This is a genomic window from Streptomyces sp. NPDC093065, from assembly GCF_044754585.1.
GTDB lineage: Bacteria > Actinomycetota > Actinomycetes > Streptomycetales > Streptomycetaceae > Streptomyces.
The window spans coordinates 144,512-168,770 of sequence record NZ_JBIVPJ010000007.1; the positions used below are offsets into that span (position 1 = coordinate 144,512).

Genomic DNA, 24,259 nt, shown 5'->3' on the forward strand with positions numbered 1-24,259 from the left:
GTGAAAGCGCCATGAACTCCAGCTACGCCATACCCGCCGTCGCCCTCGTCGTCGTGGCCACCGTCCTCGTCGGCGCCTTCGGCCTGCGCATCTCCCGCACCACCTCCGACTTCTACGTCGCCTCCCGCACCGTCGGCCCGCGCCTCAACGCCGCCGCCATCAGCGGCGAGTACCTCTCCGCCGCCTCCTTCCTCGGCATCGCCGGACTGGTCCTCGTCCAGGGCCCCGACATGCTCTGGTATCCGGTCGGCTACACCGCCGGGTACCTGGTCCTGCTCCTGTTCGTCGCCGCCCCGCTGCGCCGCTCGGGCGCCTACACGCTGCCCGACTTCGCCGAGGCCCGGCTCGCCTCCCAGGGGGTGCGGCGGCTCGCGGGAGCCTTCGTCGTCGGGGTCGGCTGGCTGTACCTGCTGCCCCAGCTCCAGGGCGCCGGACTGACCCTGACCGTGCTCAGCGGGGCGCCCGACTGGCTGGGCGGGGTGATCGTCGCCGTCGTCGTCACCGCGATCGTCGCCGCCGGCGGCATGCGCAGCATCACCTTCGTCCAGGCCTTCCAGTTCTGGCTCAAGCTCACCGCCCTGCTCGTCCCCGCCCTCTTCCTGGTCCTGGCCTGGCAGGGCGACGGCGCCCCCGGCCGCCCCTTCGAGGAACCCGCCACCTTCCGTGAGCAGCGCTCGGTCCGCGTCGACGACAGCCTCACCCTGAAGCTCGAGGAGCCGCTGACGATCACCGTCGACGGCACCGTGGACGGCCGCGCCCGTGACGGCGCCCGCGTCGTCCTGCCCGCCGGCACCCACCGCATCGAGGCCGGCACCCGCCTCACCTTCGCCGCCGACACCCCCGTCCCGGCCGCGGGACGCGGCGCCGACGACGCCCTGTCGCCCTCGCGGGCCGAGAGCCGCACGGAACGCCCGCTGTACGCCACGTACGGCCTGATCCTGGCCACGTTCCTGGGCACCATGGGCCTGCCGCACGTCGTGGTCCGCTTCTACACCAGCCCGCACGGCGTCGCCGCCCGCCGCACCACCGTCGCCGTGCTCGGCCTGATCGGTGCCTTCTACCTGCTGCCGCCCCTCTACGGTGCCCTGGGCCGCCTCTACGCCCCCGAGCTGACCCTCACCGGGGAGGCCGACGCCGCGGTGCTGCTGCTGCCCGACCGGGTGATCGGGGGAGTGGGCGGCGACCTGCTCGGCGCACTGGTCGCGGGCGGTGCCTTCGCCGCGTTCCTGTCCACCGCGTCGGGGCTCACCATGGCCGTCGCGGGCGTCCTCACCCAGGACGTGCTGCCCTCCCGCGCCGTGTCCCACTTCCGGCTGGGCACCCTGCTCGCCATGGCCGTGCCGCTGGCGGCGAGCGCGCTGGTCGGCGGGCTGCCGGTCGCCGACGCCGTCGGCCTCGCCTTCGCCGTGTCCGCCTCCTCCTTCTGCCCGCTGCTCGTCCTCGGCATCTGGTGGCGGCGGCTGACCCCGCCAGGCGCGGCCGCCGGCATGCTGGTGGGCGGCGGCTCCGCCCTGCTCGCCGTGGCCGCCACCATGGGCGGCTTCCCGGGCGGCGGCGGATCGCTGCACGCGCTGCTGGCCTGGCCCGCCCTGTGGTCGGTGCCGCTGGGCTTCCTCACGATGGTGCTGGTCTCCCTGGCCACCCCGGGCCGGGTCCCGGCCGGGACGGCGGCGATCCTGGCCCGCTTCCACCTGCCGGAGGAGCTGGGCACGGAGGAGCTGCGCGCGGAAGAACTGCGTACCGAGGGCCTGCGCGCGGAAGAACTGCGTACCGAGGGCCTGCGTGCGGAGGGCCTGCGTGCGGAGGGCCTGCGTGCGGAGGACCTGCGTACGGAGGACCCGGGTACCCACGGTCCGCAGGCGGCGGCCGGCCGGCGCGGGGAGACGACGCGGTGAGCGGCTCCGTGGGCGGGTTCCTGGCAGGCCTCGCCGTCGCCCTGCTCCCCCTGCTGGCCGCCGGCTTCTGGCTGGGGCGGCGCACGGCCCGCCCGCAGCACCTCGGCGGACTGGGCACCCCGGTCGAGCACGCCACCTTCCAGACCCTGCACACCGCCTCGCTGGCCACACCCCCGCTGCGGGCGGGCCTGACCGAGGAGACCGCCGGGAAGTCGGCCCGCAAGCTGCGCTCCCTGCTGGGCACGGACGCGCTGTGCCTGACCGACCTCGAAAAGGTCCTGGTCTGGGACGGCGTGGGTGGCCACCACCGCACGGAGATCATGGAACGCCTCGCGGGACCGCTGTCGACCGGCCGAGGCGAGGCCTTCCGCCTCACCTGCGACACCCCGGACTGCACGGTGCGCTGGGCCGTCGTCGCCCCGCTCACCGTCGACGACCGGGTGCACGGCGCCCTCGTGGCCTGCGCGCCCCGCGAGTCCGCCGTCCTGGTCCGGGCCGCCGGTGAGGTGGCCCGCTGGGTCTCCGTCCAGCTGGAGCTGGCCGACCTCGACCAGTCCCGCACCCGTCTCATCGAGGCGGAGATCAAGGCACTGCGCGCGCAGATCTCCCCGCACTTCATCTTCAACTCGCTCGCGGTGATCGCGTCCTTCGTGCGCACCGACCCCGAGCGCGCCCGTGAGCTGCTGCTCGAGTTCGCCGACTTCACCCGCTACTCGTTCCGCCGGCACGGCGACTTCACCACCCTCGCCGACGAGCTGCACGCCATCGACCACTACCTGGCGCTGGTACGGGCCCGCTTCGGCGACCGTCTCGCCGTCACCCTCCAGGTCGCCCCCGAGGTGCTGCCGGTCGCACTGCCCTTCCTCTGCCTCCAGCCACTGGTGGAGAACGCCGTCAAGCACGGCCTGGAGGGAAAGTCAGACCGGTGCCGCATCCAGATCACCGCCCAGGACGCGGGCGCCGAGGCCCTGGTCGTCATCGAGGACGACGGCGCCGGCATGGATCCCGGCCTGCTGCGCCGCATCCTCGCGCGCGAGGTCAGCCCGTCGGGCGGCATCGGACTGTCCAACGTCGACGACCGCCTCCGCCAGGTCTACGGAGACGACCACGGCCTCGTCATCGAGACGGCCGTCGGCGCGGGCATGAAGATCACGGTCCGGCTGCCGAAGTACCAGCCGGGCGTGCACTCGGCGACCCGGCTCGGCCGCGAGTGAGCTGGGGTGCCCCGGACGGGGCTCAGGCGCTGCGGGTGGCCACCAGCCCCAGGGTGATCAGACCGAGCACGACCCAGCCGAACCACAGCCAGCCGTTGCTCCCGAGCGCCACCGTGTAGGCCGTCACCGCGACCAGGCCTCCGATGGTGAGCGCTCCCATCGTCTTCGTCGAACCGTCCGTGGAACCGGGCATCGCAACACCCTCCTCGTGTCCGTTGCCCTCCATGGTGCCCCGTTCAGCCGCCGCGTGTGTTCAGTGAGGCCAGATAGGCGTTGTACGCCGCCAGCTCCTTGTCGCCGTCGCGCTCCGCGGCCCGGTCGCTGCGCCGGGCCTGCCGCTCCTCCGAGGCGTACCACTGGAACAGCAGCGCGAGCAGCACCAGCACGGACGGGACCTCGCTGAACGCCCAGGCGATGCCACCGGCCGCGTTCTGGTCGGAGAGGGCGTCGATGCCGAGCGAGGCGGGCGGGTTCTTGAACGTCTCGACCATCGGGGAGGAGGCCATCATCAGCGCGATGCCGAAGAACGCGTGGAACGGCATGCCCGCGAACAGCTCGAGCATCCGCATCAGGTAGCCCGGCCGGTGCGGGCCCGGGTCGACGCCCATGATGGGCCAGAAGAACACCACACCGACGGCGAGGAAGTGCACCATCATCCCGATGTGCCCGGCCCGCGAGCCCATCAGGGTGTCGAAGAGCGGGGTGAAGTACAGCGCGTACAGGCTCGCGATGAACAGCGGGATGGTGAACGCGGGATGCGTGATGATCCGCATGTAGCGGCTGTGCAGCAGCATCAGCAGCAGCTCACGGGGCCCCTTGCGGCCACGGCCCGCCGGCGGCAGCGCGCGCAGGGCCAGCGTGACCGGAGCACCGAGCAGCAGCAGGATCGGCGACACCATGCTGATCACCATGTGCTGCACCATGTGCACGCTGAACATGACCATGCCGTAGTCGTTCAGCTTGGTGCACATCATCAGCGCGACGCTCAGCACACCGGCCACGAAGGCCACGGTCCGGCCGACCGGCCACTTGTCACCGCGCCGCACCAGGCGGACGACGCCCCAGCCGTACAGCGCCAGGCCGAGGAGGCACGCGATCAGGAAGAAGGGATCCGCCGACCAGGCGAGCCCCCGCCCCAGCGTGAACGGCGGCAGATCCATCGTCATGCCGTGCCCGCTGTGATCCATCCGCCCGCTCCTGTTTCGTGGGGGTTGAGCGCGGTTCAACGCCGCTTGTCCGAAGCAAGACTAGAACCGCCCCCGGCCGCACTTGTGACCGGGGGCGGGACAGCCGGCCTCAGGGGCGCGGGGCTGAATCAATCTGCGGCTCCGCCGCGGGGGCGCGAGCAACCACCTACCAGCCGCAGTCGGCGTACTACGGCAACCTCAAAGAACACACTCCGCCTCCGCGTACCGCGCATCCGGCACCGTCTTCAGCGACTCCACCGCGTCGGCCAGCGACACCATCTCGATGTCCGTCCCGCGCAGCGCCGTCATCTTCCCGAACTCCCCGCGGTGCACCGCCTCCACCGCATGCCACCCGAACCGCGTCGCCAGCACCCGGTCGTACGCCGTCGGCGTCCCGCCGCGCTGGACGTGGCCGAGTATCACCGGCCGTGCCTCCTTGCCGAGGCGTTCCTCCAGCTCGATCGAGAGCTGGCGGGCGATGCCCGCGAAGCGCTCGTGGCCGTAGACGTCCTTGCCGCCCTCGTCGAAGTCCATGGTCCCGGCCTTCGGCTTGGCACCCTCCGCGGCCACCACGATCGCGAACCGCTTGCCCGCGGAGAAGCGCTTGCCGACCTTCGCGGTCAGCTCGTCGATGTCGAAGGGCCGCTCCGGGACGACCACGGCGTGCGCGCCGGCCGCCATGCCGGAGTGCAGCGCGATCCAGCCGGTGTGCCGGCCCATGACCTCGACGATCAGCACCCGCTGGTGCGACTCGGCGGTGGTCTTGAGCCGGTCCAGGGCCTCGGTGGCGACGGTCACCGCGGTGTCGAAGCCGAAGGTGACGTCGGTGACCGCTATGTCGTTGTCGATGGTCTTCGGCACGCCCACGATCGGCAGGCCGTTGTCGGAGAGCAGCCGGGCCGCCTTGAGCGTGCCCTCGCCGCCGATCGGGATGATCGCGTCGAGGCCGAGTTCGTCGACGTGGCCGCGGGCCCGCTCGACGCCGTCCCGCAGGTGCTCCGGGCGGACCCTGGAGGAGCCGAGGATGGTGCCGCCGCGGGCCAGGATGCCGCCGACCGCGTCGAGGTCGAGCTTGAGGTAGTCGCACTCCAGGAGGCCCTTCCAGCCGTCCCGGAAACCGATGACCTCGTCGCCGTGGTCCACGACGGCACGGTGCACGACGGACCGGATGACGGCGTTCAGGCCGGGGCAGTCGCCGCCGGACGTGAGGACACCAATGCGCATAGCCCGAAATACCTTCTCAACGTGGCACGGGTCCGGACTGCGCTGTCCGGCTCGATCCCCGCCACCCTAGCGGTACGAGGGGGCGGGGCCGAACCACGCGTCCGCCTACTGGACGCACCCGCTCACCTGTGCGGACGCACCATCAGACGGGCTGCCGGAGAGGGGGACAGGCAGGCTGCTGCGCGACTGTGTTCACGCAGGCTGCTGCGCAACTGTGTTCACGCAGGCTGCTGCGCAGCCGCGATGCGCTCGTTGCGGAGCGCCTCGTACCAGCGGTCGTCGGTCGGCGGCAGCGCGTTCACGTCGAGGGCCAGCTTGAGCAGCAGGTCCGCGATCTGCGGGTTGCGGGCCAGCACGGGGCCGTGCATGTACGTGCCGAAGACCGTGTCGTTGTACGCGCCCTCGGTGCCGTCGCCCGTGCCGTTGCCGTTGCCGAAGCGGACCTGGGCGAGCGGACGGGCGCTGGGTCCGACGTGGGTGACGCCCTGGTGGTTCTCGAAGCCGGTCAGCGGCGGCAGGCCGAGGCGCGGGTCGATGTCGCCGAGGACGTCGCCGACGCACCGGGCGCCCTCGCCGCGGGTCGAGACCACGTCGAGCAGACCGAGGCCCGGCTCGCGCTGGCCGAGGTCGTTGATGAACTCCTGGCCCAGGATCTGGTAGCCGGCGCAGACGGAGAAGACGATCGCGCCGTTCTCCACGGCCCGGTTGAGCCCGCCGTCCCTGCGCAGCCGCTCGGCCGCGAGCCGCTGCGGCCGGTCCTCGCCGCCGCCGATCAGATAGATGTCGCCGGAGGTCGGGATCGGCTGGTCGCTGCGCACGTCGAGGCGGGCCACGTCGAGGCCGCGCTGGCGGGCCCGGCGCTCCACGACGAGGGCGTTGCCCTGGTCGCCGTAGGTGCTGAGCAGGTCCGGGTAGATCCAGACGATCCGCAGTTGGTTGTCGCTCACGAAAGTCCCCTGAAGTCTCGCGGTCAGTTGCCGACGCGGCGGCGCAGGTCCTGGAAGGCGGTGTAGTTCGCGATGACCTCGATCCGGCCGGGCGGGCACAGCTGCACCGCCTGGTCGAGGTCCTCGCACACCTGGAACTGCTGGTTCGCGACCTCCAGGCGCACCGCGAGGTCCAGCTTCCGGTCGCCGACCACGCAGATCGGGTGGCCGGACAGCCGGGTGTAGTCGACGTCCCACAGCCAGGAGGTGTCGGTGCCGTCGGCGCCGCGGGCGTTCACCGAGAGGATCACCGGGGCCGGCGGCGGGTCGATCAGGGAGAAGGTCTCCAGCCAGCCCGCCGGGTTCTTGGCGAGCAGCAGGCGCAGGTCGCGGCCCTGGAACTGGACGACGTCGTAGCGTCCGGCGACCGCCTGCACCTGGTACATGCGCTCCAGGGCGACCTGCGGCGGCACCCCGAAGACGGCGGCGACGGCGGCCGAGGAGGCGGCGTTGGCCTTGTTGGCGCGGCCCGGCAGCTGGAGGTGGATCGGCCAGGCGGAGCCGTGCGGGTCCAGGACGTGGTCGCCGGACAGGGCCCAGCTCGGCGTCGGGCGCCGGAAGCCGCACTCGCCGCAGAACCAGTCGTCGCCGGGGCGCTGCATCACGCCGCCGCAGGACGGGCAGGACCAGGCGTCGTCCTTCCACATCTGCCCGGCGGCGACCCAGATCACGTTCGGAGAGGAGGACGCGGCCCACACCACCAGCGGGTCGTCGGCGTTGGCGACGACCACGGCCTTCGAGCCGGCCAGGCCCTCGCGCCAGTTCTCGGCGAGCATGCGGGTCTCGGCGGCGCGGTCCAGCTGGTCGCGGGAGAGGTTGAGCAGCGCGATGCACTTCGGCTCGGTGGCCTGGGCGACGCCGACGAGGTACTTCTCGTCGACCTCGATGACCCCGTAACGGGCCTCCGCGCCGCCCGCGAGCGCCGAGGTGATGCCGGCCGGCATGTTGGCGCCGAGGGCGTTGGAGACGACCGGACCGGCCGCCTTGAGCGCCTCGGCGATGAGCCGGGTGGTGGTGGTCTTGCCGTTGGTCGCCGAGACCAGGGTCACGTCCAGGTGCCCGGCGAGCCGGTGGAGGAGGTCGGGGTCGAGTTTCAGCGCGACCCGGCCGCCGATCACCGAACCGCTGCCGCGTCCAGCGGCACGGGACGCCGCCGCGACCGCCTTGCCCGCGGTCACGGCGATCTTGGCCCGCGGCGTGAGCGGGTCCGAGTTGCCTGCCATCAGTTCTCGATCCTCCTTGCCGTACGCGCCGCGCCTGAAGCCTGTGAAGCCTGACGGCCACGTGGTGTGGGCCTCAGCCTATCGAGATCCATTCGCACTCCCGAATCGCGGCACCGGCCACCGGGTTCCGGCGGTGGGCGCGTGCCGCCGGGGGACACAGGGACCTTACTCTGACCGCCATGCGACAAGGCTCCATCCCGGGCGCCCACGGGCGCGTCCGTCCCCTCGGCCTCCTCGGCGACCCCGTCCTGCACGACCCCTGCGCGCCGGTGACGGACTTCGGTCCGGAACTCGCGGCGCTCGTGGAGGACTTGTTCGCGACCATGTACGCCGCCCACGGCGTGGGCCTGGCCGCGAACCAGATCGGCGAGGCGCTGCGCGTCTTCGTGTACGACTGCCCGGACGACGAGGACGAGCGGCACCTCGGACACGTGGTGAACCCACGGCTGGTGGAGACCGGCGGGGTGGTGGTGCGCGGTCCGGAGGGCTGTCTGTCGCTGCCCGGCCTGGAGGCGGGGACCGAGCGGTACGACGAGGCGGTCGTGACGGGCCTCACGGCGACCGGGGAGCCGGTCACCGTACGCGGTACGGGGTTCTTCGCCCGCTGCCTCCAGCACGAGTGCGACCACCTGGAGGGGCGGGTCTACGCCGATCGCCTGACCGGACGGCGTCACCGGAAGCTGATGCGGCAGGTGGCGCGGGCGTCCTGGCGCCGCTGAGAGGGCTGCGCCCCGGGAGGGGGGAGGACCCGTCGGGGCACCCCGGGCCGTCAGAACCCCGGTCCGCCCGCCTTGTCCCCGGCCTCGGCGAGGCGCCCCCACAGCAGGTCGGCCAGGCTGCGCACCAATTCCTCCCGGGGGCACGGCCGCTCGCCCAGCCACCAGTCCCCGGCGGCGTGCATCATGCCGACGATGCCGTGCCCCCACACCCGGGCCAGCTGCTGGGTGCCCGGTCCGACGTCGAGGCGCTCCTCGATGACCTGGGCCAGCTCCTCGCCCATGCGGCGCAGCAGCGGCGCCGAGTGCCTGCCGACGTCGAAGCCCTGCTCGGCCTGGTCGCCCGGTGCGGTGCTGCCCTCCGCCGGGTGCATGAGGAAGCGGTACACCTGCGGGCGGGCCTCGATGGCCGCCAGATAGGTGTCCAGGGTGGACTCCACGCGCTGCCGCCGCTCCGCCGGGGCGTCCAGGGCGGCCCGCAGCGAGGCGAGGAGGGCGTCCGTGTGCCGGACGGCGAGGGCGGCGTAGAGTCCGCCCTTGTCGCCGAAGTGCCGGTAGAGGATGGGCTTGGTGATGCCCGCCTCGGCGGCGATGGCGTTCATCGAGGCGTGCGGACCGTCGCGCAGCACCACCCGGTCGGCGGCCTCGAGCAGCTCGCGCCGTCTGCGGTCGGCGGACGTCTGCTGATCGGTCCGCTGCGTGGTGTTCATGTGCTCTCCCCACCCGTGCTGTTTCGGTGACGCCTGCGCAAACTAACACTCACGGGACGAGCGCCATCGAACGGGAGGGCGAGGGTGCCGAGGGAGTTGACTTTCACTACCCGCCGGTAACAGACTCGGGGTTACCGCAAGTAACATGCACGGGCGTCACTGGAGGGGACATGGCCGAGTTCACCATGGAGCTGAGCGACGAACAAAAGGAGGTCCGGGACTGGCTGCACGGCTTCGCCGCCGACGTCATCCGCCCCGCTGCCGCCGAATGGGACGAGCGCGAGGAGACCCCCTGGCCGGTCATCCAGGAGGCCGCCAAGGTCGGCATCTACTCCCTGGACTTCTACGCCCAGCAGTACTTCGACTCCACCGGCCTCGGCATCCCCATGGCGATGGAGGAGCTGTTCTGGGGCGACGCGGGCATCGCCCTGTCGATCGTCGGCACCGGCCTCGCCGCCGTCGGCGTCCTCGCCAACGGCACCGAGGAGCAGATCGGCACCTGGATCCCCCAGATGTACGGCGACGCCAACGACGTCAAGGTCGCCGCCTTCTGCTCCTCCGAGCCCGACGCCGGCTCCGACGTGGCCTCCATGCGCACGCGTGCCGTGTACGACGAGGCCAAGGACGAGTGGGTGCTCAACGGCACCAAGACCTGGGCGACCAACGGCGGCATCGCCAACGTCCACGTCGTCGTCGCGGTCGTCGACCCGGACCTCGGCTCCAAGGGCCATGCCTCCTTCATCGTCCCGCCGAGCACGCCGGGGCTGTCCCAGGGCCAGAAGTTCAAGAAGCACGGCATCCGCGCCTCGCACACCGCCGAGGTCGTCCTCGACGACGTGCGGGTGCCCGGATCCTGCCTGCTCGGCGGCAAGGAGAAGCTGGACGCCCGCCTCGCCCGCGCCCGGGAGAAGGCCAAGAAGGGCGGGGAGCGCGTGAAGAACGCGGCGATGGCCACCTTCGAGGCGTCCCGCCCGGCCGTCGGCGCGATGGCCGTGGGCACCGCGCGTGCCGCGTACGAGGTGGCGCTGGAGTACGCGCAGACGCGTGAGCAGTTCGGACGGCCGATCATCGACAACCAGGGTGTCGCCTTCCAGCTCGCCGACATGCGCACGTCCATCGACGCGGCGCGCCTGCTGGTGTGGCGGGCGTCGTGGATGGCGATCAACGGCAAGCCGTTCACGGCGGCCGAGGGCTCGATGTCCAAGCTGTTCGCGAGCGAGACCGCGAAGAAGGTGACCGCCCAGGCGGTCCAGATCCTGGGCGGCAACGGCTACACGCGGGAGTACCCGGTGGAGCGGATGCACCGCGACTCGGCGATCTACACGATCTTCGAGGGCACGAGCGAGATCCAGCGGCTGGTGATCGCGCGGACGCTGGCGGGCATGCCGATCCGGTAGCGCCGTAGGGGTGCGGGTGCGACGCCGGCCTGCCGTCCGTCGTGGCTGGTCGCGCCCGCGCGGCGGAGCCGCACGTCGACACTGTCCCGCGCCCCAGGGTGGCTCACCCGTGCCGGAGTGGAGTGAGCTGCTCGATGTCGTACTTCGCCCGCAGCGCCTCGATCGCCTCGTGGTCCGGCGGGCCCCCGGCGCCCAGGATCTCCAGCAGCTCCTCGAAGTAGCGCTCGTGGTCCGGGGGCGGGCTGGCCTGGAAGAACATCTTGGCCGGCTCGCCCGTCGGGTTGGCGAAGGCGTGCGGGCAGCCGGGGGGCACGACGATCACCGTGCCCGGGGTCGCGCGGACCACCCGGTTGCCCGAACTCGACTCCCACTTCTGCCAGTTGTCCGGCGTGCGGATCCTCGGCTCGAAGGCGAGCACGTCCAGCTCGCCCTCCAGCACGTAGAAAAGTTCCTCGCTGCGCGTGTGCACATGCGCACCGACGTCGAACCCCGGCGGCACGACGACCTCGAAGGTGGAGGCCGCGCGCGAGTGCGAGCCGGTCACCTTGAAGGTCACGTGCTGGGCCGGCGCCTGCACCACCCGGCCGTGGCCCGGCGGCACCAGCAGGCCCTCGGCCGCCGCCACGAGGCCGCTCACCAGGTCACCGGCAGGGCCTCGGGCCCGCGGATCAGCGCGCCCTTCTTGAAGGGGACGTCCTCGGGAGCCACCGCGAGCTTCAGCCCCGGCAGCCGGTCCAGGACGGCGTCAACGAGCAGCTCCGACTCCAGCCGGGCCAGCATGCCGCCCGGGCAGTAGTGCGGGCCGAAACCGAAGGACACGTGCGGGTTGGGGGAACGCTCGAAGTCGATCGCGTCCGGGTCGGGGAAGACCTCCGGGTCGCGGTTGGCGGCCAGGTACGACACGTAGACCGCGTCGCCCGCCCGGATCCGCACGCCCCTGACGTCCACGTCCTCCAGGGCGATCCGGGAGAGGCCGACGGCGTTGCGGTGAGGGATCCAGCGCAGCAGCTCGTCGATGGCCCGGGGACGGATCTCCGGCTCCGAGCGCAGGCGTTCGGCCAGCTCCGGACGGCTCAGCAGCAGGTGGAACATCTGCCCGCTGTTGTTGGTGACCGCCTCGCCGCCGATCTGGAGCAGTACCGCGAGCCCGACCGCCTCCTCCAGAGTGATCTCGTCCCGGCCCACGGCGGCACCCAGCAGCGAGGCGACGTCCTCGCCCGTGCTGTCCGACCGGAGCCCGATGAGATCGGCGAAGTAGGCGTTCATCTCGTTCTTGGCCCGCTCGCTGACCTCGGCGCCGTGCGAGGAGGACAGGATCAGCTGGGTCCAGGTGTGCATGGCGTGCCGGTCGGTGGCCGGCACACCCATCAGCTCGCAGATCACCGCGATGGGGAAGGGACTCAGCACCGCCTCGGTGAGGTCGGCGGGCGGTCCGGCCTTCAGCATGGCGTCGACCAGTTCGTCGAGCATGCCCCGCGACCGCTCGCGCACGCGCTCCACGCCCCGCGCGGTGAAGGCCGCGGCCACCGAGCGTCGCAGCCGGGTGTGGTCGGGCGGGTCGAGGAAGCCGACGGCGCCGCGCGCCGGGATGAAGTGCGGGGCCAGCCGGGTGACCTGCCGGTCCATGACGGCCTCGCGGCCGAACCGCGGGTCGTTGGTGACCATGCGGACGTCGTCGTGGCGGGTCACCAGCCAGGCCCAGCCCTCGCCGTTGGGCAGCGAGATCCGGGTGACGGGGCCCTCGCGCATCAGCTCGGTCAGCACCGGGTCGAAGTCGCTGCCGGGCAGGTCGACGGCCGGCCAGTCCCGGACGGGCGGCACGCTCTGGGAAATCGTTTCTTCGCTCACGTCTGCCTCACACTCCGCGTCACGTCCCGGGGCACCGCCCGCGTCACGTCGTCCCGTACGCCCCGCCGCACATCCGCGGTCTGCCAGCAGCCCAGGGACATCTCCGCCGTGATGCCGGGCCCGAAGCCGGCCAGCAGCCCGCGCGCCCCCGCCTCGACGCCGCCCTCGTCGAAGAGCCTGCGCAGCGCGTCCAGGACGACGGCGCTGGCGATGTTGCCGTACTCGGTCAGCGTGGCCCGGCTGAAGCGGAACGCGTGCGGGTCGACCTGGAGGAACTTGCTGAGATCGTCGAGGATCCGGGGGCCGCCCGCGTGCACGATGTAGAAGTCCAGGTCGGCGGCGTCCCAACCGTGCTCGCCCGCCAGCTGCTTGAGCGCCGGGGCGAGCGGTTCCATGGTGGCCGGCACCCGCTTGTCCAGCAGGAAGTGGAAACCGGTCGCCTTCACGTCGTACATGATCCACTCTTCGGTCTTGGGGATCAGGTACGAACCGTTGCGCTCCAGGTGCACCCCGGTGCCGCCTTGTCCCCGGACCACCGCGGCGGCGATGCCGTCGCCGAAGAGGCCGTTGGAGAGCAGGGAGCCCACGCCGATGTCGGTGGGCTGGTAGCACAGCGAGCAGAACTCGCAGGCCACGATCAGTGCGTTGGCCTCGGGATACGCGGTGCAGAAGTCGTGGGCCCGGTTGATCGCCGCGCCGCCGGCCGCACAGCCCAGCTGGGCGATGGGTATCTGCCGAGTGGTGCTGTCGAAGCCCATCTCGTTGATCAGCCACGCCGTGAGCGAGGGCATCATGAAGCCCGTGCACGAGACGTAGATGATCACGTCGATGTCGGTGGTGAGCAGCTCCGCGTCGTCCAGCGCCCGCTGGATCACGGCCGGGACGCGGGACTTCGCCTCCCGCTCGTAGACCTTGTTGCGGTCCTCGAAGCCGGGGTGCCTCAGCGTCTCCTCGATGGGCTGCACGATGTGCCGGGTGCGGACCCCGGTGTTCTCTATCAGCCGGAGCGCGAGCGGCAGTTGCGGATGGTCGGTGTGACGCCGGCGCGCCAGCTCCAGCGTCTCCTCCATCGTGATCACATGCTCCGGGACGGACACCGAGGGTCTGCACAAAGTCGCCATGAACCGTGCCTGCTTTCGCCTCGCGGAAGGCTTGCGCCCCCCGGCCGGAAAGTGGTGCACCTTTTCAGGGGTGCCCGTCCACGATCACCCACGGGGGCGGTGATCTCTCGCCGGGTTACTCCGTCTCGGGGAAGGCGCCGTCCTGGGAAAGCCGTCAGGAGGAGCGGCCGCTGCTGTGGGCGATGCACGCCACGTCGATCCGGTCGGCCAGCTTGGCCAGCTCGATGGTGAGGGCCGCGACGGTGTCCTCGTCCAGGCTCTCCTCGCCGGTCTCCACCAGCCGCAGCCACCGCCCGCCGACCGTGCGCAGCAGCTTGCTCACGTCGGACGCGGCGACCTGGAGCGTGCCGCGGTCGTCGACGATCAGAGGCAGGGTCACTTCGCGGTTCACAAAGGGGATCGTAGTCGCGGAAGTCTCACGCTCCGTGCCATACGGTGGTGATGTTGCAGAACTCGCGGATTCCGTGCCCGGACAGCTCACGCCCGTAGCCCGACCGCTTGACCCCGCCGAACGGGAACGCCGGATGGGACGCCGTCATCCCGTTGACGTACACACCGCCCGCCTCCAGGTCCCGGACGAAACGGTCCACATCGGCGTCGTCGCGCGTCCACACGTTGGAACTGAGCCCGAAGTCCGTGTCGTTGGCGATCAGCACCGCCTCGTCCAGGTCGGCCGCCCGGTAGAGCGTGGCGACCGGGCCGAAGGCCTCCTCGCGGTGGATGCGCATGTCGCGGGTGACATCCGCGAGGACGGTCGGCGGGTAGTACCAGCCGGCGCCTTCGGGGCGTTCGCCGCCGCACAGCACCGTCGCGCCGCCGCGCACCGCGTCGTCGACCAGCTCCACCAGGTCGTTCAGACCCTGCTCGCCGGAGAGCGGGCCGACCTCCGTCTCCTCGTCCATCGGGTCGCCGACCTTCAGCGCCCGCATCCCCTCGGTGAAGCGCTCGGCGAAGGCGTCGTACACGTCCGTGTGCACGATGAACCGCTTGGCGGCGATGCACGACTGCCCGGCGTTCTGGGTGCGCGCGGTCACCGCCACCTCGGCGGCGCGGTCGACGTCGGCGGACGGCATGACGACGAACGGGTCGCTGCCGCCCAGCTCCAGCACCGTCTTCTTGATCATCTCGCCGGCGGTGGAGGCCACCGCGCGGCCGGCCGGCTCGCTGCCGGTGAGGGTGGCGGCCCGCACCCGCTCGTCGCGCAGGATGTCGTCGACGGCCGCGGAGCCGATGAGCAGGGTCTGGAAACAGCCCTCCGGGAAGCCCGCCCGGTGGAACAGGTCCTCCAGGTACAGGGCGGTCTGCGGCACGTTCGAGGCGTGCTTGAGCAGCCCGACGTTGCCCGCCATCAGCGCGGGCGCCGCGAACCGGATCACCTGCCAGAGCGGGAAGTTCCACGGCATCACCGCGAGCACCGGACCGAGCGGCCGGTAGCGGACCAGGGCGCGGGAGGCGCCGGAGTCCTTCACGTCGGCCTCGGCGGGCTCCTCGTCGGCCAGCAGCTCCGCCGCGTGGTCGGCGTACCAGCGCATCGCCATGGCGCACTTGGCCGCCTCCGCGCGGGCCTGTTTGACCGGCTTGCCCATCTCCGTGGTGATGACCCGGCCGATCTCCTTCTGGTCGGCCTCCAGGAGATCGGCGGCCCGGCGCATCAGCCCGGCCCGCTCGTAGAAGCCCGTGGTCCGGTAGGTGCGGAAGGTGGCCTCCGCGAGCTCGATCCGGCGCTCGATCTCCTCCTCGCCCATGGCCTCGTACGTCCTGAGCGTCTCGCCGTTCGCCGGGTTCACCGTCGCGATGGGCATGGCCGACCTCCCTGGGTGCGCAATCGTGCTTCGACCTTGGCGCGCGGCGCGGGGTGCCGCAACGCGGACGGGTCGCGTCGTTCCTCGTGGTGTCTCGTCAGTGCGAGTGCTCAGCCAGCCGGTCGAGAAACGCGGCCTGCGCCTTCACGATCACCTCGCGGGCCTTCTCCAGCCCGAACCACGCCACCCGGTCCAGCTCGGGGAACTCCTCGGTCCGCCCCGACCTCGGCGGCCACTCCATGCGGAAGGTGCCGGGGACGACCGTCGCCGGATCGAGGTCGGCCTCGACGGCCCAGACCGTGACGACCTTCCCGCCCGCCTGCCGCACCTCGCCCAGCGGAACGGCCCCGCCCGAGGGCGGCGGCAGCCCCAGTTCCTCCTCGAACTCGCGCCGGGCCGCCTCCCACGCCGGCTCCGCCGGGTCGTACTCGCCCTTGGGGACGGTCCAGGCCCCCGCGTCCTTGCGGGTGTAGAACGGGCCGCCCATGTGACCGAGGAGTACCTGGAGCTCGCCGCCGGGGCCGCGCCGGTACAGCAGCAGGCCCGCGCTGCGCCTCACGGCGCCACCCCGGGGTGGGCGGCGAGCAGGGCGTCCACGGTGTCCGCGTCCTCGGGGCGCTTGTCCTCGCGGTAGCGGACCACGCGGGCGAAGCGGAGGGTGACGCCGGCCGGATAGCGGGTGGAGCGCTGGAGGCCGTCGTAGGCGATCTCGACGACGAGTTCGGGGCGTACGGTCACACCCCAGCCGTGCTCCTCGACCGCCAGCTCCGTCAGGCGCTCGGTCTGCCAGGCCAGCAGCGCGTCGGTCATGCCCTTGAAGGTCTTGCCGAGCATCGCGAAGGAGCCGTCGGCGGTACGGGCGCCCAGGTGCAGGTTGGAGAGCTTGCCGGTGCGGCGGCCGTGGCCCCACTCGGCGGCCAGCACCACCAGGTCGAGCGTGTGGACCGGCTTGACCTTCAGCCAGGACGCGCCGCGCCGGCCGGCGCTGTACCCGGCGTCGAGCCCCTTGACGACGACGCCCTCGTGCCCCCGGGCCAGCGTCTCGGCGAGGAACTCCTCCGCACCCCCGGTCTCCTCGGGGCCGTGCACCAGCGTGCGCCGTACTCGCAGGGGCTCGGGGACCAGCCGGGCCAGCTCCGCGTGCCGTTCGGTCAGCGGGAGGTCGAGCAGGTCGCGGCCGTCGACGGACAGCGCGTCGAAGAACACCGCGGAGACGGGAACCGCCCGCGCCGCCGTGGCCACGTCGGTGCGGGAGCCGACCCGGCCGGCGGTCTCCTGGAAGGAGCGGGGGCGTCCGTCCTCGTCGAGGGAGATCGCCTCGCCGTCCAGGATGAACCGCTCACCGGGCAGCGCGAGGGCCGCCTCGGTGACCTCGGGAAGCCGGCCGGTGATGTCGTCCAGGGTGCGGGTGTACACGCGCACGGCGTCGCCGTCCCGGTGAACCTGGACGCGGATGCCGTCCAGCTTCTCCTCGACGGCCGCGGCGCCCAGCTTGCCGACCGCCTCGGCGACCGAGGAAGCGCTGTGCGCCAGCATCGGCAGCACGGGCCGGCCGACGGTGAGCCGGAAGCGGTCCAGGGCACCGGGCCCGTCGGCCAGCAGGGCCTCGGCCACCGTCTGGAGCGACCCCGCGAGCATCACCGCGCGTCGTACGTCCGCCGGGGGAGCGTCCGTCGCCGCCGCCAGGCCCTCGACGGCGGCCGCGTCCAGGGCGCCCTGGCGGACCTCGCCGGTGAGCAGCCCGATCAGGAAGCGCTGCTCGTCCTCCGTGGCCGCGCCCATCAGCTCGCCGACCAGCCGGCTCCGCTCGGCCTGCGAACCGGCGCCCGACACCGCGCCGAGCCGGGTGAGCCGGGCGTCAACGTCCCGCACGGTCAGGGTCGGTCCGGCGGCGGGCGGGACCCGGCGGCTCAGTACCTTCCAGCCGACGCCGATCCGGCCCTGCGGGAGCCGTCCCGCCAGATACGGGATGACGACCGGCACGTCCGCCGCCTCCGCCTCGCGGAACAGCTCCGCGAGCAGGACGGTCTTGCGGGACCGCGCCGACGTGGCGGCGACCTCCCGGGACACCTGGGCCAACCGGGCGAGCAGCATGCAGTCATGGTGCACCGGAGAGGCCGGGCGCACACCCCGCGCAGGCACCCGGGCCCCGGAGTGCCCTCACTCCGCGACGGCCGCGTCCAGGTCCGACATGATCAGGTCGCCGACGACCGCCGCCGCCGCGCGGTAGCCGCCGCTCGCCGCGTGGACGACCTGCTCGGCGAAGCCCATGGCGTTGCCGGCCGTCCACACGCCCGGCACGGTCGTCCGGCCCGTCGGGTCCACCACGGGGTACGCGCCGAACGGCGTCTCCTGCAGCTCCGCCCCCAGCCGCTCCATCAGGCCGGTCCGCGGGACCGCTCTTGGGGCGACGAACAGCACCGTGCGCTCGTGCTCCGTGCCGTCCGCCAGCCGGACCCCGGTGAGCCGGTCGTCCTCGACGCGCAGGCCCGCGACCTCCCCGGGCACCACCTCGACCCCGGCCGCGGCGAGCCGCCGCAGGTCGTCGTCGGACAGCTCCCGCTCGGCGACCGTGTGCAGGAAGAGCGTCACGTCGTCCGACCAGCCGGACACCATGAGTGCCTGGTGCACGGCGAGCGGGTCGGTCGCCAGGACTCCGAAGCGCTCGTCCCGCACCTCCCAGCCGTGGCAGAACGGGCAGTGCAGCACGTCCCGGCCGAACCGCCCGGCGACCCCCGGCACGGCCGGCAGCTCGTCCCTGAGCCCGGTGGTGACGATCAGCCGGCGGGCGTGCACGGTGTCCCCGCCGGCCAGCTCCACCGCGAAGTCCCCGCCGCGGGTGACGTCCACGGCACGGTCGCGGACCAGCTCCACCCCGTAGCGCGCGATCTCCTCCCGGCCGAGGGCCAGGAACTCGGCGGGCGACATGCCGTCCCGGGTCAGGTAGCCCTGCATGTGGTCCGAAGGAGCGTTGCGCGGCTCACCGGCGTCGACGACCAGGGTGCGCAGCCGTGAGCGGCCCAGGACGAGCGCGGCGGAGAGCCCGGCCGCGCCGCCACCGACGACGACCACGTCGTACTGCCCTGCCGGATCCTTCTTCTCGGTCGTGGTGCTGTTCCGGGTCATGGTGACCACCTCCACGAAGAAGGTCGCTCAGGCGCCACGGGATTGACAAACTGGTTTGCCGGAACTGCAATAAATACATGACGACCGCAGACGATGTCCTCGCCGGTGTCGGACCCAGGCTCCGTCAGCTCCGCAAGGAGCGGGAAGTGACCCTGACGGCGCTGTCCGAGACCACCGGCATCTCGGTGAGCACCCTGTCGCGGCTGGAGTCGGGCCTGCGCAGGCCGAGCCTCGAACTGCTGCTGCCGATCGCCCAGGCCCACCAGGTGCCGCTGGACGAGCTGGTCGGCGCCCCGCCGGTCGGCGACCCCCGGGTGCGGGCCGAACCGATCGTGCGCCACGGCCGCACCCACTGGCCGCTGACCCGTCAGGCGGGCGGCCTCCAGGCGTTCAAGGTGCTGGAACCCCGGCGCAGGGAAGAGCCGGACCCGCGCACCCACGAGGGGTACGAGTGGCTCTACGTCCTCTCCGGGCGGCTGCGGCTCGTGCTCGGCGAGCACGACGTGGTGCTGTCGGCGGGGGAGGCCGCGGAGTTCGACACCCGGGTGCCGCACTGGTTCGGGTCGACGGGAGAGGGGCCGGCCGAGTTCCTCAGCCTCTTCGGGCCGCAGGGGGAGCGGATGCACGTACGGGCACGGCCCGCCCGCTCCTGAAGGTTGTGACGCGCGACTGCCCGGAAGCTGTTCCCGAACGGCAAGCGACCGCTTAGTATGCGAAGGACCCGGTCGGACGACGCAGTCGGTGGAGGCCCCGCATGCAGGCATGGCAGGTGCACGAGAACGGCGAGCCGGGCGAGGTGATGCGCCTCGCGGACGTGGCGCCGCCGACGCCCGGCGAGGGCCAGGTCCTGCTGAAGGTCCGCGCCGCCAACGTCAACTTCCCGGACGCCCTGCTGTGCCGGGGCCAGTACCAGGTCCGGCCGCCGCTGCCGTTCACGCCGGGCGTGGAGGTCTGCGGCGAGACCGAGGACGGCCGCCGCGTCCTCGCCAACCCCGCGCTGCCGCACGGCGGCTTCGCCGAGTACGCACTCGCCGACGCCCGCGCCCTGCTGCCCGCGCCGGACGCCCTGGACGACGCCGAGGCCGCCGCCCTGCACGTCGGCTACCAGACCGGCTGGTTCGGCCTGCACCGCCGGGCCCGCATCGAGGCCGGCGAGACCCTGCTCGTCCACGCCGCCGCGGGAGGCGTCGGAAGCGCCGCCGTGCAGCTCGGCAAGGCGGCCGGTGCCACCGTCGTCGGCGTCGTCGGCGGCCCGGAGAAGGCGGCCGTCGCCCGCGAACTGGGCTGCGACGTGGTCGTCGACCGGCACGGCGAGGACGTCGTGGCCGCCGTCAGGGAGGCCACCGGCGGCCGGGGCGCCGACGTGATCTACGACCCGGTGGGCGGCGAGGCGTACACCCAGTCCACCAAGGTCGTCGCCTTCGAGGGCCGGATCGTCGTAGTCGGCTTCGCGAGCGGCACGATCCCCGGCCCGGCACTGAACCACGCGCTGGTGAAGAACTACGCGATCCTGGGCCTGCACTGGGGCCTGTACAACACCAAGGACCCCCGGCTGGTCCGGCACTGCCACGAGCAGCTCACCGAGCTGGCCGCGCGGGGCGCGATCAAGCCGCTGGTGAGCGAGCGGGTGCCGCTCGCCGACGCCGCAGCGGCCGTGCAGCGCGTCGCCGACGGACTCACGACCGGCCGCGTGGCCGTCGTGCCGGAGCAGCAGGAGAAGGGAGCCGCCGCATGACCGACGCGAACGAACTGCGCCGCCGTACCCAGGAGTTGCTGGCCGCTCACCCACCGGCCGGCACGGACCGCCTGGACTTCCTGCGGGCCCGCTTCGACGCCGGGCTCGCCTGGGTGCACTACCCGGAGGGGCTCGGCGGACTCGGCGCCCCGCGCTCCCTCCAGGCCGTCGTGGACGCCGAGTTGGCGGCCGCCGGCGCCCCCGACAACGACCCCCGGCGCATCGGCATCGGCCTCGGCATGGCCGCCCCCACCATCCTGCAGTACGGCACCGACGAGCAGAAGCGCCGGCTGCTGCGCCCGCTGTGGACCGGCGAAGAGGTCTGGTGCCAGCTCTTCAGCGAGCCGGGCGCCGGGTCCGACCTGGCCGCCCTCGGCACGCGGGCCGTCCGGGACGGCGAGGACTGGGTCGTGGGCGGGCAGAAGGTGTGGACCTCCAGTGCCCACCTCGCCCGCTGGGCCATCCTCATCGCCCGCACCGATCCGGACGTGCCCAAGCACCGGGGCATCACGTACTTCGTGTGCGACATGACCGACCCCGGTGTCGAGGTCCGGCCGTTGCGCCAGATCACCGGCGAGGCCGAGTTCAACGAGGTCTTCCTCACCGACGTCCGCATCCCCGACTCACGGCGCCTCGGCGAGGTCGGCGACGGCTGGCGGGTCGCGCAGACCACCCTCAACAACGAGCGCGTCGCCATCGGCGGCACCCCGGTCCCCCGCGAGGGCGGCATGATCGGCAAGATCGCCGCCACCTGGCGGGAGCGCCCCGAACTGCGCACCCACGACCTGCACCAGCGACTGCTCGGCCTGTGGGTCGAGGCGGAGGTCGCCCGCCTCACCGGCGTGCGCCTGCGCCAGCAGTTGGCGGCCGGCCAGCCCGGCCCCGAGGGCGCCGGCATGAAGCTGAACTTCGCCCGCCTCAACCAGGAGATCAGCGGCCTGGAGGTGGAACTCCTGGGCGGGGAGGGCCTGCTCTACGACGACTGGACCATGCGCCGACCCGAGCTGGTCGACTTCACCGGCCGCGACGCCGGATACCGCTACCTGCGTTCCAAGGGCAACAGCATCGAGGGCGGGACCAGCGAGGTCCTGCTGAACATCGTCGCCGAGCGCGTCCTCGGACTGCCCGCCGAGCCGCGTACCGACAAGGACGTCGCATGGAAGGACCTCGCCCGATGAGCGCACAGCCGGAACCCGCTCTCCTCCACTCCGAGGAGGAAGAGGCGCTGAGCGCCGCCGTCCGGGACCTGCTCGGCGACCACTGCGACCCGTCGGGCGTCATCACCCGCACCGAAACGGCCGCTCCGCACGACGTGTCGCTGTGGAAGTCCCTCGCCGGCTCGATGGGCCTGGCGGGCCTGCTGATCCCCGAGGAACTGGGCGGGCAGGGCGCCACGCACCGGGAAGCCGCCGTGGTCCTGGAGGAGTTGGGACGTGCGGTGGCGCCGGTGCCGTACCTGACGAGCGCGGTCGTCGCCACCGAGGCGCTGCTGGCCTGCGGGGCCGCGGTCCTGCTCACCGAGCTGGCGGCCGCCACGACCGTCGCCGTGCTCGCCGTCGGGCTGCACGTCGCACCGGGCGGCGCCGTCACGGGCGTGCGACTGGAGAACGGCGCCCTGCACGGCGAGTTGACGGGCATCGCGGACGCCTCCGTCGCCGACGTGCTGCTGGTGCCCGCCGACGACGGGGGCCTGTACGCCGTCCGTGCCGCCGACGCGACGGTGACCGCGCAGGTCTCGCTCGACTCCACGAGGCCGGTGGCACGGGTGACCCTCGACGGTGCCCCCGGGCGCCGGCTCGGTGACGCGGAGCCCGCCGTGCGCCGGGCCCTGCGGGCCGGTGCCGGACTGCTCGCCTCGGAACAACTGGGCCTCGCCGACTGGCTGCTGACCGAGACGGTCCGCTACCTCAAGGAACGCAAGCAGTTCAACCGTCCAGTCGGCGGCTTCCAGGCGCTCAAGCACCGGCTCGCCCGGCTGTGGCTGGAGGTGGCGGGCCTGCGCGCCGCCGCCCGGAGCGCCGCCGACGCCCTGGCGACCGGTGAGGACACCGACGTGGCCGTCGCCGTGGCCCAGGCGTACGCGGCACAGGTCGCCGTCCACGCCGCCGAGGAGGCGCTCCAGCTGCACGGTGGCATCGGCATGACGTGGGAACACCCCGTCCACCTGTACCTCAAGCGGGCCAAGGCCGACTCGATTGCCTACGGAGCGGCGGGCGCCCACCGCGCGGCGCTGGCCGAACCGGTCGACCTGCGAGCCCCCTGACGCCCTGTCCCGACTTCGCGCCGGCCGAGTGAACGGCCGGCGGCGGTCCGGCCAACTCCCCGCACGGCTCTGCTCCCTGAGGCCAACGGGACCCCATACTCACTGGGTCCCGTACGGCACTTCCAGGGAGGCAGAGCATGGCCCTCACCACCCGACGCAGAGCCCTCACCACCCTCGGCGCCGCCCTCGCGGGCGCGGTCGCCCTGCCCGCCGGCATCGCGTCGGCCTCCGATGACAGGCACGGGCCGCGCCCGTTGTGGCGCGCGCACGCCCACAACGACTACGAGCACCCCCGTCCTCTCCTCGACGCCCTCGACCACCGCTTCGGCAGCGTCGAGGCCGACATCTACCTGGCCGGCGGTCAACTCCTCGTCGCCCACGACCCCGAGGACCTCGACCCCTCCCGCACCCTGGAGTCGCTCTACCTCGACCCGCTCGCCGCCCGCGTCCGCGCGAACCACGGCCGGGTCCACCGGCGGGGCCGCGGCTCCCTGCAACTCCTGATCGACATCAAGACCGAGGGCGAGGCGACCTACCTCGAACTCGACCGGCAACTGCGCCGTCACCGGCACCTGTTCACCGCCTACGCCCACGGGCGCGTGCACCCGGGCGCCGTCACCGCGGTGGTCTCCGGCGACCGGGCCGCCCGGGCGCCCATGGAGGCCCAGCGCACCCGCCACGCCTTCTACGACGGCCGGCTCTCCGACCTCGGCACCGCCGCACCGGCCTCCTTCGTCCCCCTGATCAGCGACAACTGGACACTCAACTTCACCTGGCAGGGCGTGGGCGCCTTCCCGGCGGCCGAGCGGCGCAGACTGCGGGAGACCGTGGCCGCGGCCCACGCCCGCGGACAGCGGGTGCGCTTCTGGGCCACGCCCGACGCGGCCGGGCCCGCACGGGACGCCGTGTGGGCCGAACTGCTCGCCGCCGGTGTCGACCATCTCAACACCGACGACCTCGCCGGTCTGGAGGCCTTCCTCGACGGCCGCCGACACCGGTAGGGGCAGCGCCGGAACACCACTCGTTCGGAGGACAGGTCAGCCGCCCGGACGAACCCTCCGCTACGCCACACTTGCGGCCGAACGCCGCGAAGTGGACGTGGCGGAGGAGGTTGACGATGGCCGTTTCCATCTCTGTGGTGCTCTTGCTGTTCATCCTGGCGGTGCTCTTCCTGCGCAACGGCGGGCTCAAGATCTCGCACGCGCTGGTGTGCCTGCTGCTCGGCTTCTACCTGGCGAGCACGAGCATCGCCCCGACCATCAGCAGCGGGCTGACAGCGACCGCGGAGATCGTGAGCAGCCTCAGACCGTAGCCCGGTGGCTCCGGGGCCCCGGACCCCGGAGGTGCTAGACGTCGATCACGCGGGAGCGGATGAGGAAGCGCACCCCCTCGGGCGCCTCCAGCGAGAAGCCGCTGCCCCGGCCCGCGACGACGTCCACCGTCAGCCGGGTGTGACTCCAGACCTCGTACTGACTGCGCGACATCCAGAACTCCACCGGCTCCTCGACGCCGTCGACCGTCAGCTCGCCCAGCAGGACGTCCGAGGCGCCGGTGCGGAACTCGCCGGCCAGGTAGCACATGGGGGCGCTGCCGTCGCAGCAGCCGCCGGACTGGTGGAACATCAGCGGGCCGTGCGCCTCGCGGAGCCGCCGCAGCAGTGCGGACGCCTCGGCGGTCAGCTCGACGCGCGGGATCTCCTCGTATGTGTCGCCCATGCCTCGTATGCCACCACGGGGAACGTTGCGAGTGCGTTGCGGGAGGGCGGGGGCGTTCGTACTACCTCCTTTGACATACCTATCCAGTCATACTTAT

Annotated in this window: 25 protein-coding genes; 10 read left to right on the top strand and 15 right to left on the bottom strand. The window is 72.6% G+C overall.

Annotation, left to right across the window (positions count from 1 at the left end; all coding sequences use genetic code 11):
* The first annotated feature begins 11 nt into the window (after positions 1 to 11).
* Together ACIQFU_RS14935 and ACIQFU_RS14940 are read left to right on the top strand one after the other, a co-directional pair.
* Positions 12 to 1,895 (top strand): cation acetate symporter, encoded by a 1,884-nt coding sequence (locus tag ACIQFU_RS14935; protein WP_402551626.1) that lies wholly within the window; start codon positions 12 to 14, stop codon positions 1,893 to 1,895.
* A gap of 8 nt (positions 1,896 to 1,903) precedes the next feature.
* Positions 1,904 to 3,109: a sensor histidine kinase gene (locus ACIQFU_RS14940; protein WP_402551923.1), complete on the top strand. Its 1,206-nt coding sequence runs from the start codon at positions 1,904 to 1,906 to the stop codon at positions 3,107 to 3,109.
* A gap of 22 nt (positions 3,110 to 3,131) precedes the next feature.
* On the opposite strand, the gene ACIQFU_RS14945 is transcribed toward ACIQFU_RS14940, so the two are convergent.
* The 5 genes from ACIQFU_RS14945 to ACIQFU_RS14965 form a co-directional block, all read right to left on the bottom strand.
* Complete coding sequence (locus ACIQFU_RS14945; RefSeq protein WP_398325916.1) at positions 3,132 to 3,302, bottom strand: hypothetical protein; 171 nt, start codon at positions 3,300 to 3,302, stop codon at positions 3,132 to 3,134.
* A 43-nt stretch (positions 3,303 to 3,345) separates the two neighbouring features.
* The gene (locus tag ACIQFU_RS14950; RefSeq protein ID WP_402551627.1) at positions 3,346 to 4,296 is read right to left on the bottom strand and encodes a cytochrome c oxidase assembly protein; all 951 of its coding nucleotides are present in this window, start codon (positions 4,294 to 4,296) and stop codon (positions 3,346 to 3,348) included.
* Positions 4,297 to 4,494: 198 nt separating this feature from the next.
* Positions 4,495 to 5,520, bottom strand: coding sequence for a 6-phosphofructokinase (locus ACIQFU_RS14955; protein WP_402551628.1), 1,026 nt, complete (start codon positions 5,518 to 5,520; stop codon positions 4,495 to 4,497).
* A 218-nt stretch (positions 5,521 to 5,738) separates the two neighbouring features.
* Positions 5,739 to 6,467, bottom strand: coding sequence for a glutamine amidotransferase (locus tag ACIQFU_RS14960; protein WP_328559181.1), 729 nt, complete (start codon positions 6,465 to 6,467; stop codon positions 5,739 to 5,741).
* A 23-nt stretch (positions 6,468 to 6,490) separates the two neighbouring features.
* A complete protein-coding gene (locus ACIQFU_RS14965) occupies positions 6,491 to 7,729 on the bottom strand; it encodes a MurT ligase domain-containing protein (RefSeq protein WP_007388173.1) in 1,239 nt (412 codons plus the stop codon).
* 179 nt (positions 7,730 to 7,908) lie between these two features.
* Between ACIQFU_RS14965 and def the strand changes: the two genes are divergently transcribed.
* Positions 7,909 to 8,448: a peptide deformylase gene (gene def, locus ACIQFU_RS14970; RefSeq protein ID WP_402551630.1), complete on the top strand. Its 540-nt coding sequence runs from the start codon at positions 7,909 to 7,911 to the stop codon at positions 8,446 to 8,448.
* A 50-nt stretch (positions 8,449 to 8,498) separates the two neighbouring features.
* Here def and ACIQFU_RS14975 read toward each other — a convergent pair whose 3' ends face one another.
* Positions 8,499 to 9,155: a TetR family transcriptional regulator gene (locus tag ACIQFU_RS14975; RefSeq protein ID WP_402551632.1), complete on the bottom strand. Its 657-nt coding sequence runs from the start codon at positions 9,153 to 9,155 to the stop codon at positions 8,499 to 8,501.
* 170 nt (positions 9,156 to 9,325) lie between these two features.
* Between ACIQFU_RS14975 and ACIQFU_RS14980 the strand changes: the two genes are divergently transcribed.
* Complete coding sequence (locus tag ACIQFU_RS14980; protein ID WP_402551634.1) at positions 9,326 to 10,552, top strand: acyl-CoA dehydrogenase family protein; 1,227 nt, start codon at positions 9,326 to 9,328, stop codon at positions 10,550 to 10,552.
* Positions 10,553 to 10,655: 103 nt separating this feature from the next.
* Here ACIQFU_RS14980 and ACIQFU_RS14985 read toward each other — a convergent pair whose 3' ends face one another.
* The 8 genes from ACIQFU_RS14985 to ACIQFU_RS15020 form a co-directional block, all read right to left on the bottom strand.
* The gene (locus ACIQFU_RS14985; RefSeq protein ID WP_402551636.1) at positions 10,656 to 11,189 is read right to left on the bottom strand and encodes a cupin domain-containing protein; all 534 of its coding nucleotides are present in this window, start codon (positions 11,187 to 11,189) and stop codon (positions 10,656 to 10,658) included.
* Positions 11,186 to 12,400 carry a cytochrome P450 gene (locus tag ACIQFU_RS14990; RefSeq protein ID WP_402551638.1) on the bottom strand — a complete coding sequence of 405 codons (1,215 nt, stop codon included), beginning with the start codon at positions 12,398 to 12,400 and terminating at the stop codon, positions 11,186 to 11,188. Before ACIQFU_RS14990 ends, ACIQFU_RS14985 begins: the two co-directional genes overlap by 4 nt.
* Positions 12,397 to 13,581, bottom strand: coding sequence for a 1,3,6,8-tetrahydroxynaphthalene synthase (locus tag ACIQFU_RS14995; protein WP_402551640.1), 1,185 nt, complete (start codon positions 13,579 to 13,581; stop codon positions 12,397 to 12,399). Before ACIQFU_RS14995 ends, ACIQFU_RS14990 begins: the two co-directional genes overlap by 4 nt.
* 94 nt (positions 13,582 to 13,675) lie before the next feature.
* Positions 13,676 to 13,912, bottom strand: a complete 237-nt coding sequence (locus ACIQFU_RS15000; protein ID WP_007388168.1) for a DUF6213 family protein — start codon at positions 13,910 to 13,912, stop codon at positions 13,676 to 13,678.
* Between the two features lie 25 nt (positions 13,913 to 13,937).
* Positions 13,938 to 15,323, bottom strand: a complete 1,386-nt coding sequence (locus ACIQFU_RS15005; protein ID WP_402551641.1) for an NADP-dependent succinic semialdehyde dehydrogenase — start codon at positions 15,321 to 15,323, stop codon at positions 13,938 to 13,940.
* 97 nt (positions 15,324 to 15,420) lie between these two features.
* Positions 15,421 to 15,882: an NUDIX domain-containing protein gene (locus ACIQFU_RS15010; protein ID WP_402551642.1), complete on the bottom strand. Its 462-nt coding sequence runs from the start codon at positions 15,880 to 15,882 to the stop codon at positions 15,421 to 15,423.
* Positions 15,879 to 17,417, bottom strand: a complete 1,539-nt coding sequence (locus ACIQFU_RS15015) for an ATP-dependent DNA ligase (protein WP_402551643.1) — start codon at positions 17,415 to 17,417, stop codon at positions 15,879 to 15,881. Before ACIQFU_RS15015 ends, ACIQFU_RS15010 begins: the two co-directional genes overlap by 4 nt.
* 66 nt (positions 17,418 to 17,483) lie before the next feature.
* Positions 17,484 to 18,449 (bottom strand): NAD(P)/FAD-dependent oxidoreductase, encoded by a 966-nt coding sequence (locus tag ACIQFU_RS15020; protein ID WP_402551644.1) that lies wholly within the window; start codon positions 18,447 to 18,449, stop codon positions 17,484 to 17,486.
* A 77-nt stretch (positions 18,450 to 18,526) separates the two neighbouring features.
* On the opposite strand from ACIQFU_RS15020, the gene ACIQFU_RS15025 reads away from it, so the two are divergent.
* The 6 genes from ACIQFU_RS15025 (at position 18,527) to ACIQFU_RS15050 (ending at position 23,759) form a co-directional block, all read left to right on the top strand.
* Complete coding sequence (locus ACIQFU_RS15025; RefSeq protein WP_402551645.1) at positions 18,527 to 19,102, top strand: helix-turn-helix domain-containing protein; 576 nt, start codon at positions 18,527 to 18,529, stop codon at positions 19,100 to 19,102.
* 101 nt (positions 19,103 to 19,203) lie between these two features.
* Positions 19,204 to 20,184, top strand: a complete 981-nt coding sequence (locus ACIQFU_RS15030; RefSeq protein ID WP_402551646.1) for an NADPH:quinone oxidoreductase family protein — start codon at positions 19,204 to 19,206, stop codon at positions 20,182 to 20,184.
* Positions 20,181 to 21,362 (top strand): acyl-CoA dehydrogenase, encoded by a 1,182-nt coding sequence (locus tag ACIQFU_RS15035; protein ID WP_402551647.1) that lies wholly within the window; start codon positions 20,181 to 20,183, stop codon positions 21,360 to 21,362. The genes ACIQFU_RS15030 and ACIQFU_RS15035 overlap by 4 nt, the downstream gene beginning before the upstream one ends.
* Complete coding sequence (locus tag ACIQFU_RS15040) at positions 21,359 to 22,447, top strand: acyl-CoA dehydrogenase family protein (protein WP_402551649.1); 1,089 nt, start codon at positions 21,359 to 21,361, stop codon at positions 22,445 to 22,447. Before ACIQFU_RS15035 ends, ACIQFU_RS15040 begins: the two co-directional genes overlap by 4 nt.
* Positions 22,448 to 22,584: 137 nt before the next feature.
* On the top strand, positions 22,585 to 23,448 hold the full coding sequence (locus ACIQFU_RS15045) for a phosphatidylinositol-specific phospholipase C/glycerophosphodiester phosphodiesterase family protein (RefSeq protein WP_402551651.1): 864 nt from the start codon (positions 22,585 to 22,587) through the stop codon (positions 23,446 to 23,448).
* Positions 23,449 to 23,564: 116 nt separating this feature from the next.
* Positions 23,565 to 23,759, top strand: coding sequence for a hypothetical protein (locus tag ACIQFU_RS15050; protein ID WP_007388144.1), 195 nt, complete (start codon positions 23,565 to 23,567; stop codon positions 23,757 to 23,759).
* A 34-nt stretch (positions 23,760 to 23,793) separates the two neighbouring features.
* Here the strand turns inward: ACIQFU_RS15050 and ACIQFU_RS15055 are convergent, their stop codons facing one another.
* Positions 23,794 to 24,162: a DUF779 domain-containing protein gene (locus ACIQFU_RS15055; protein ID WP_402551653.1), complete on the bottom strand. Its 369-nt coding sequence runs from the start codon at positions 24,160 to 24,162 to the stop codon at positions 23,794 to 23,796.
* Positions 24,163 to 24,259 lie beyond the last annotated feature (97 nt).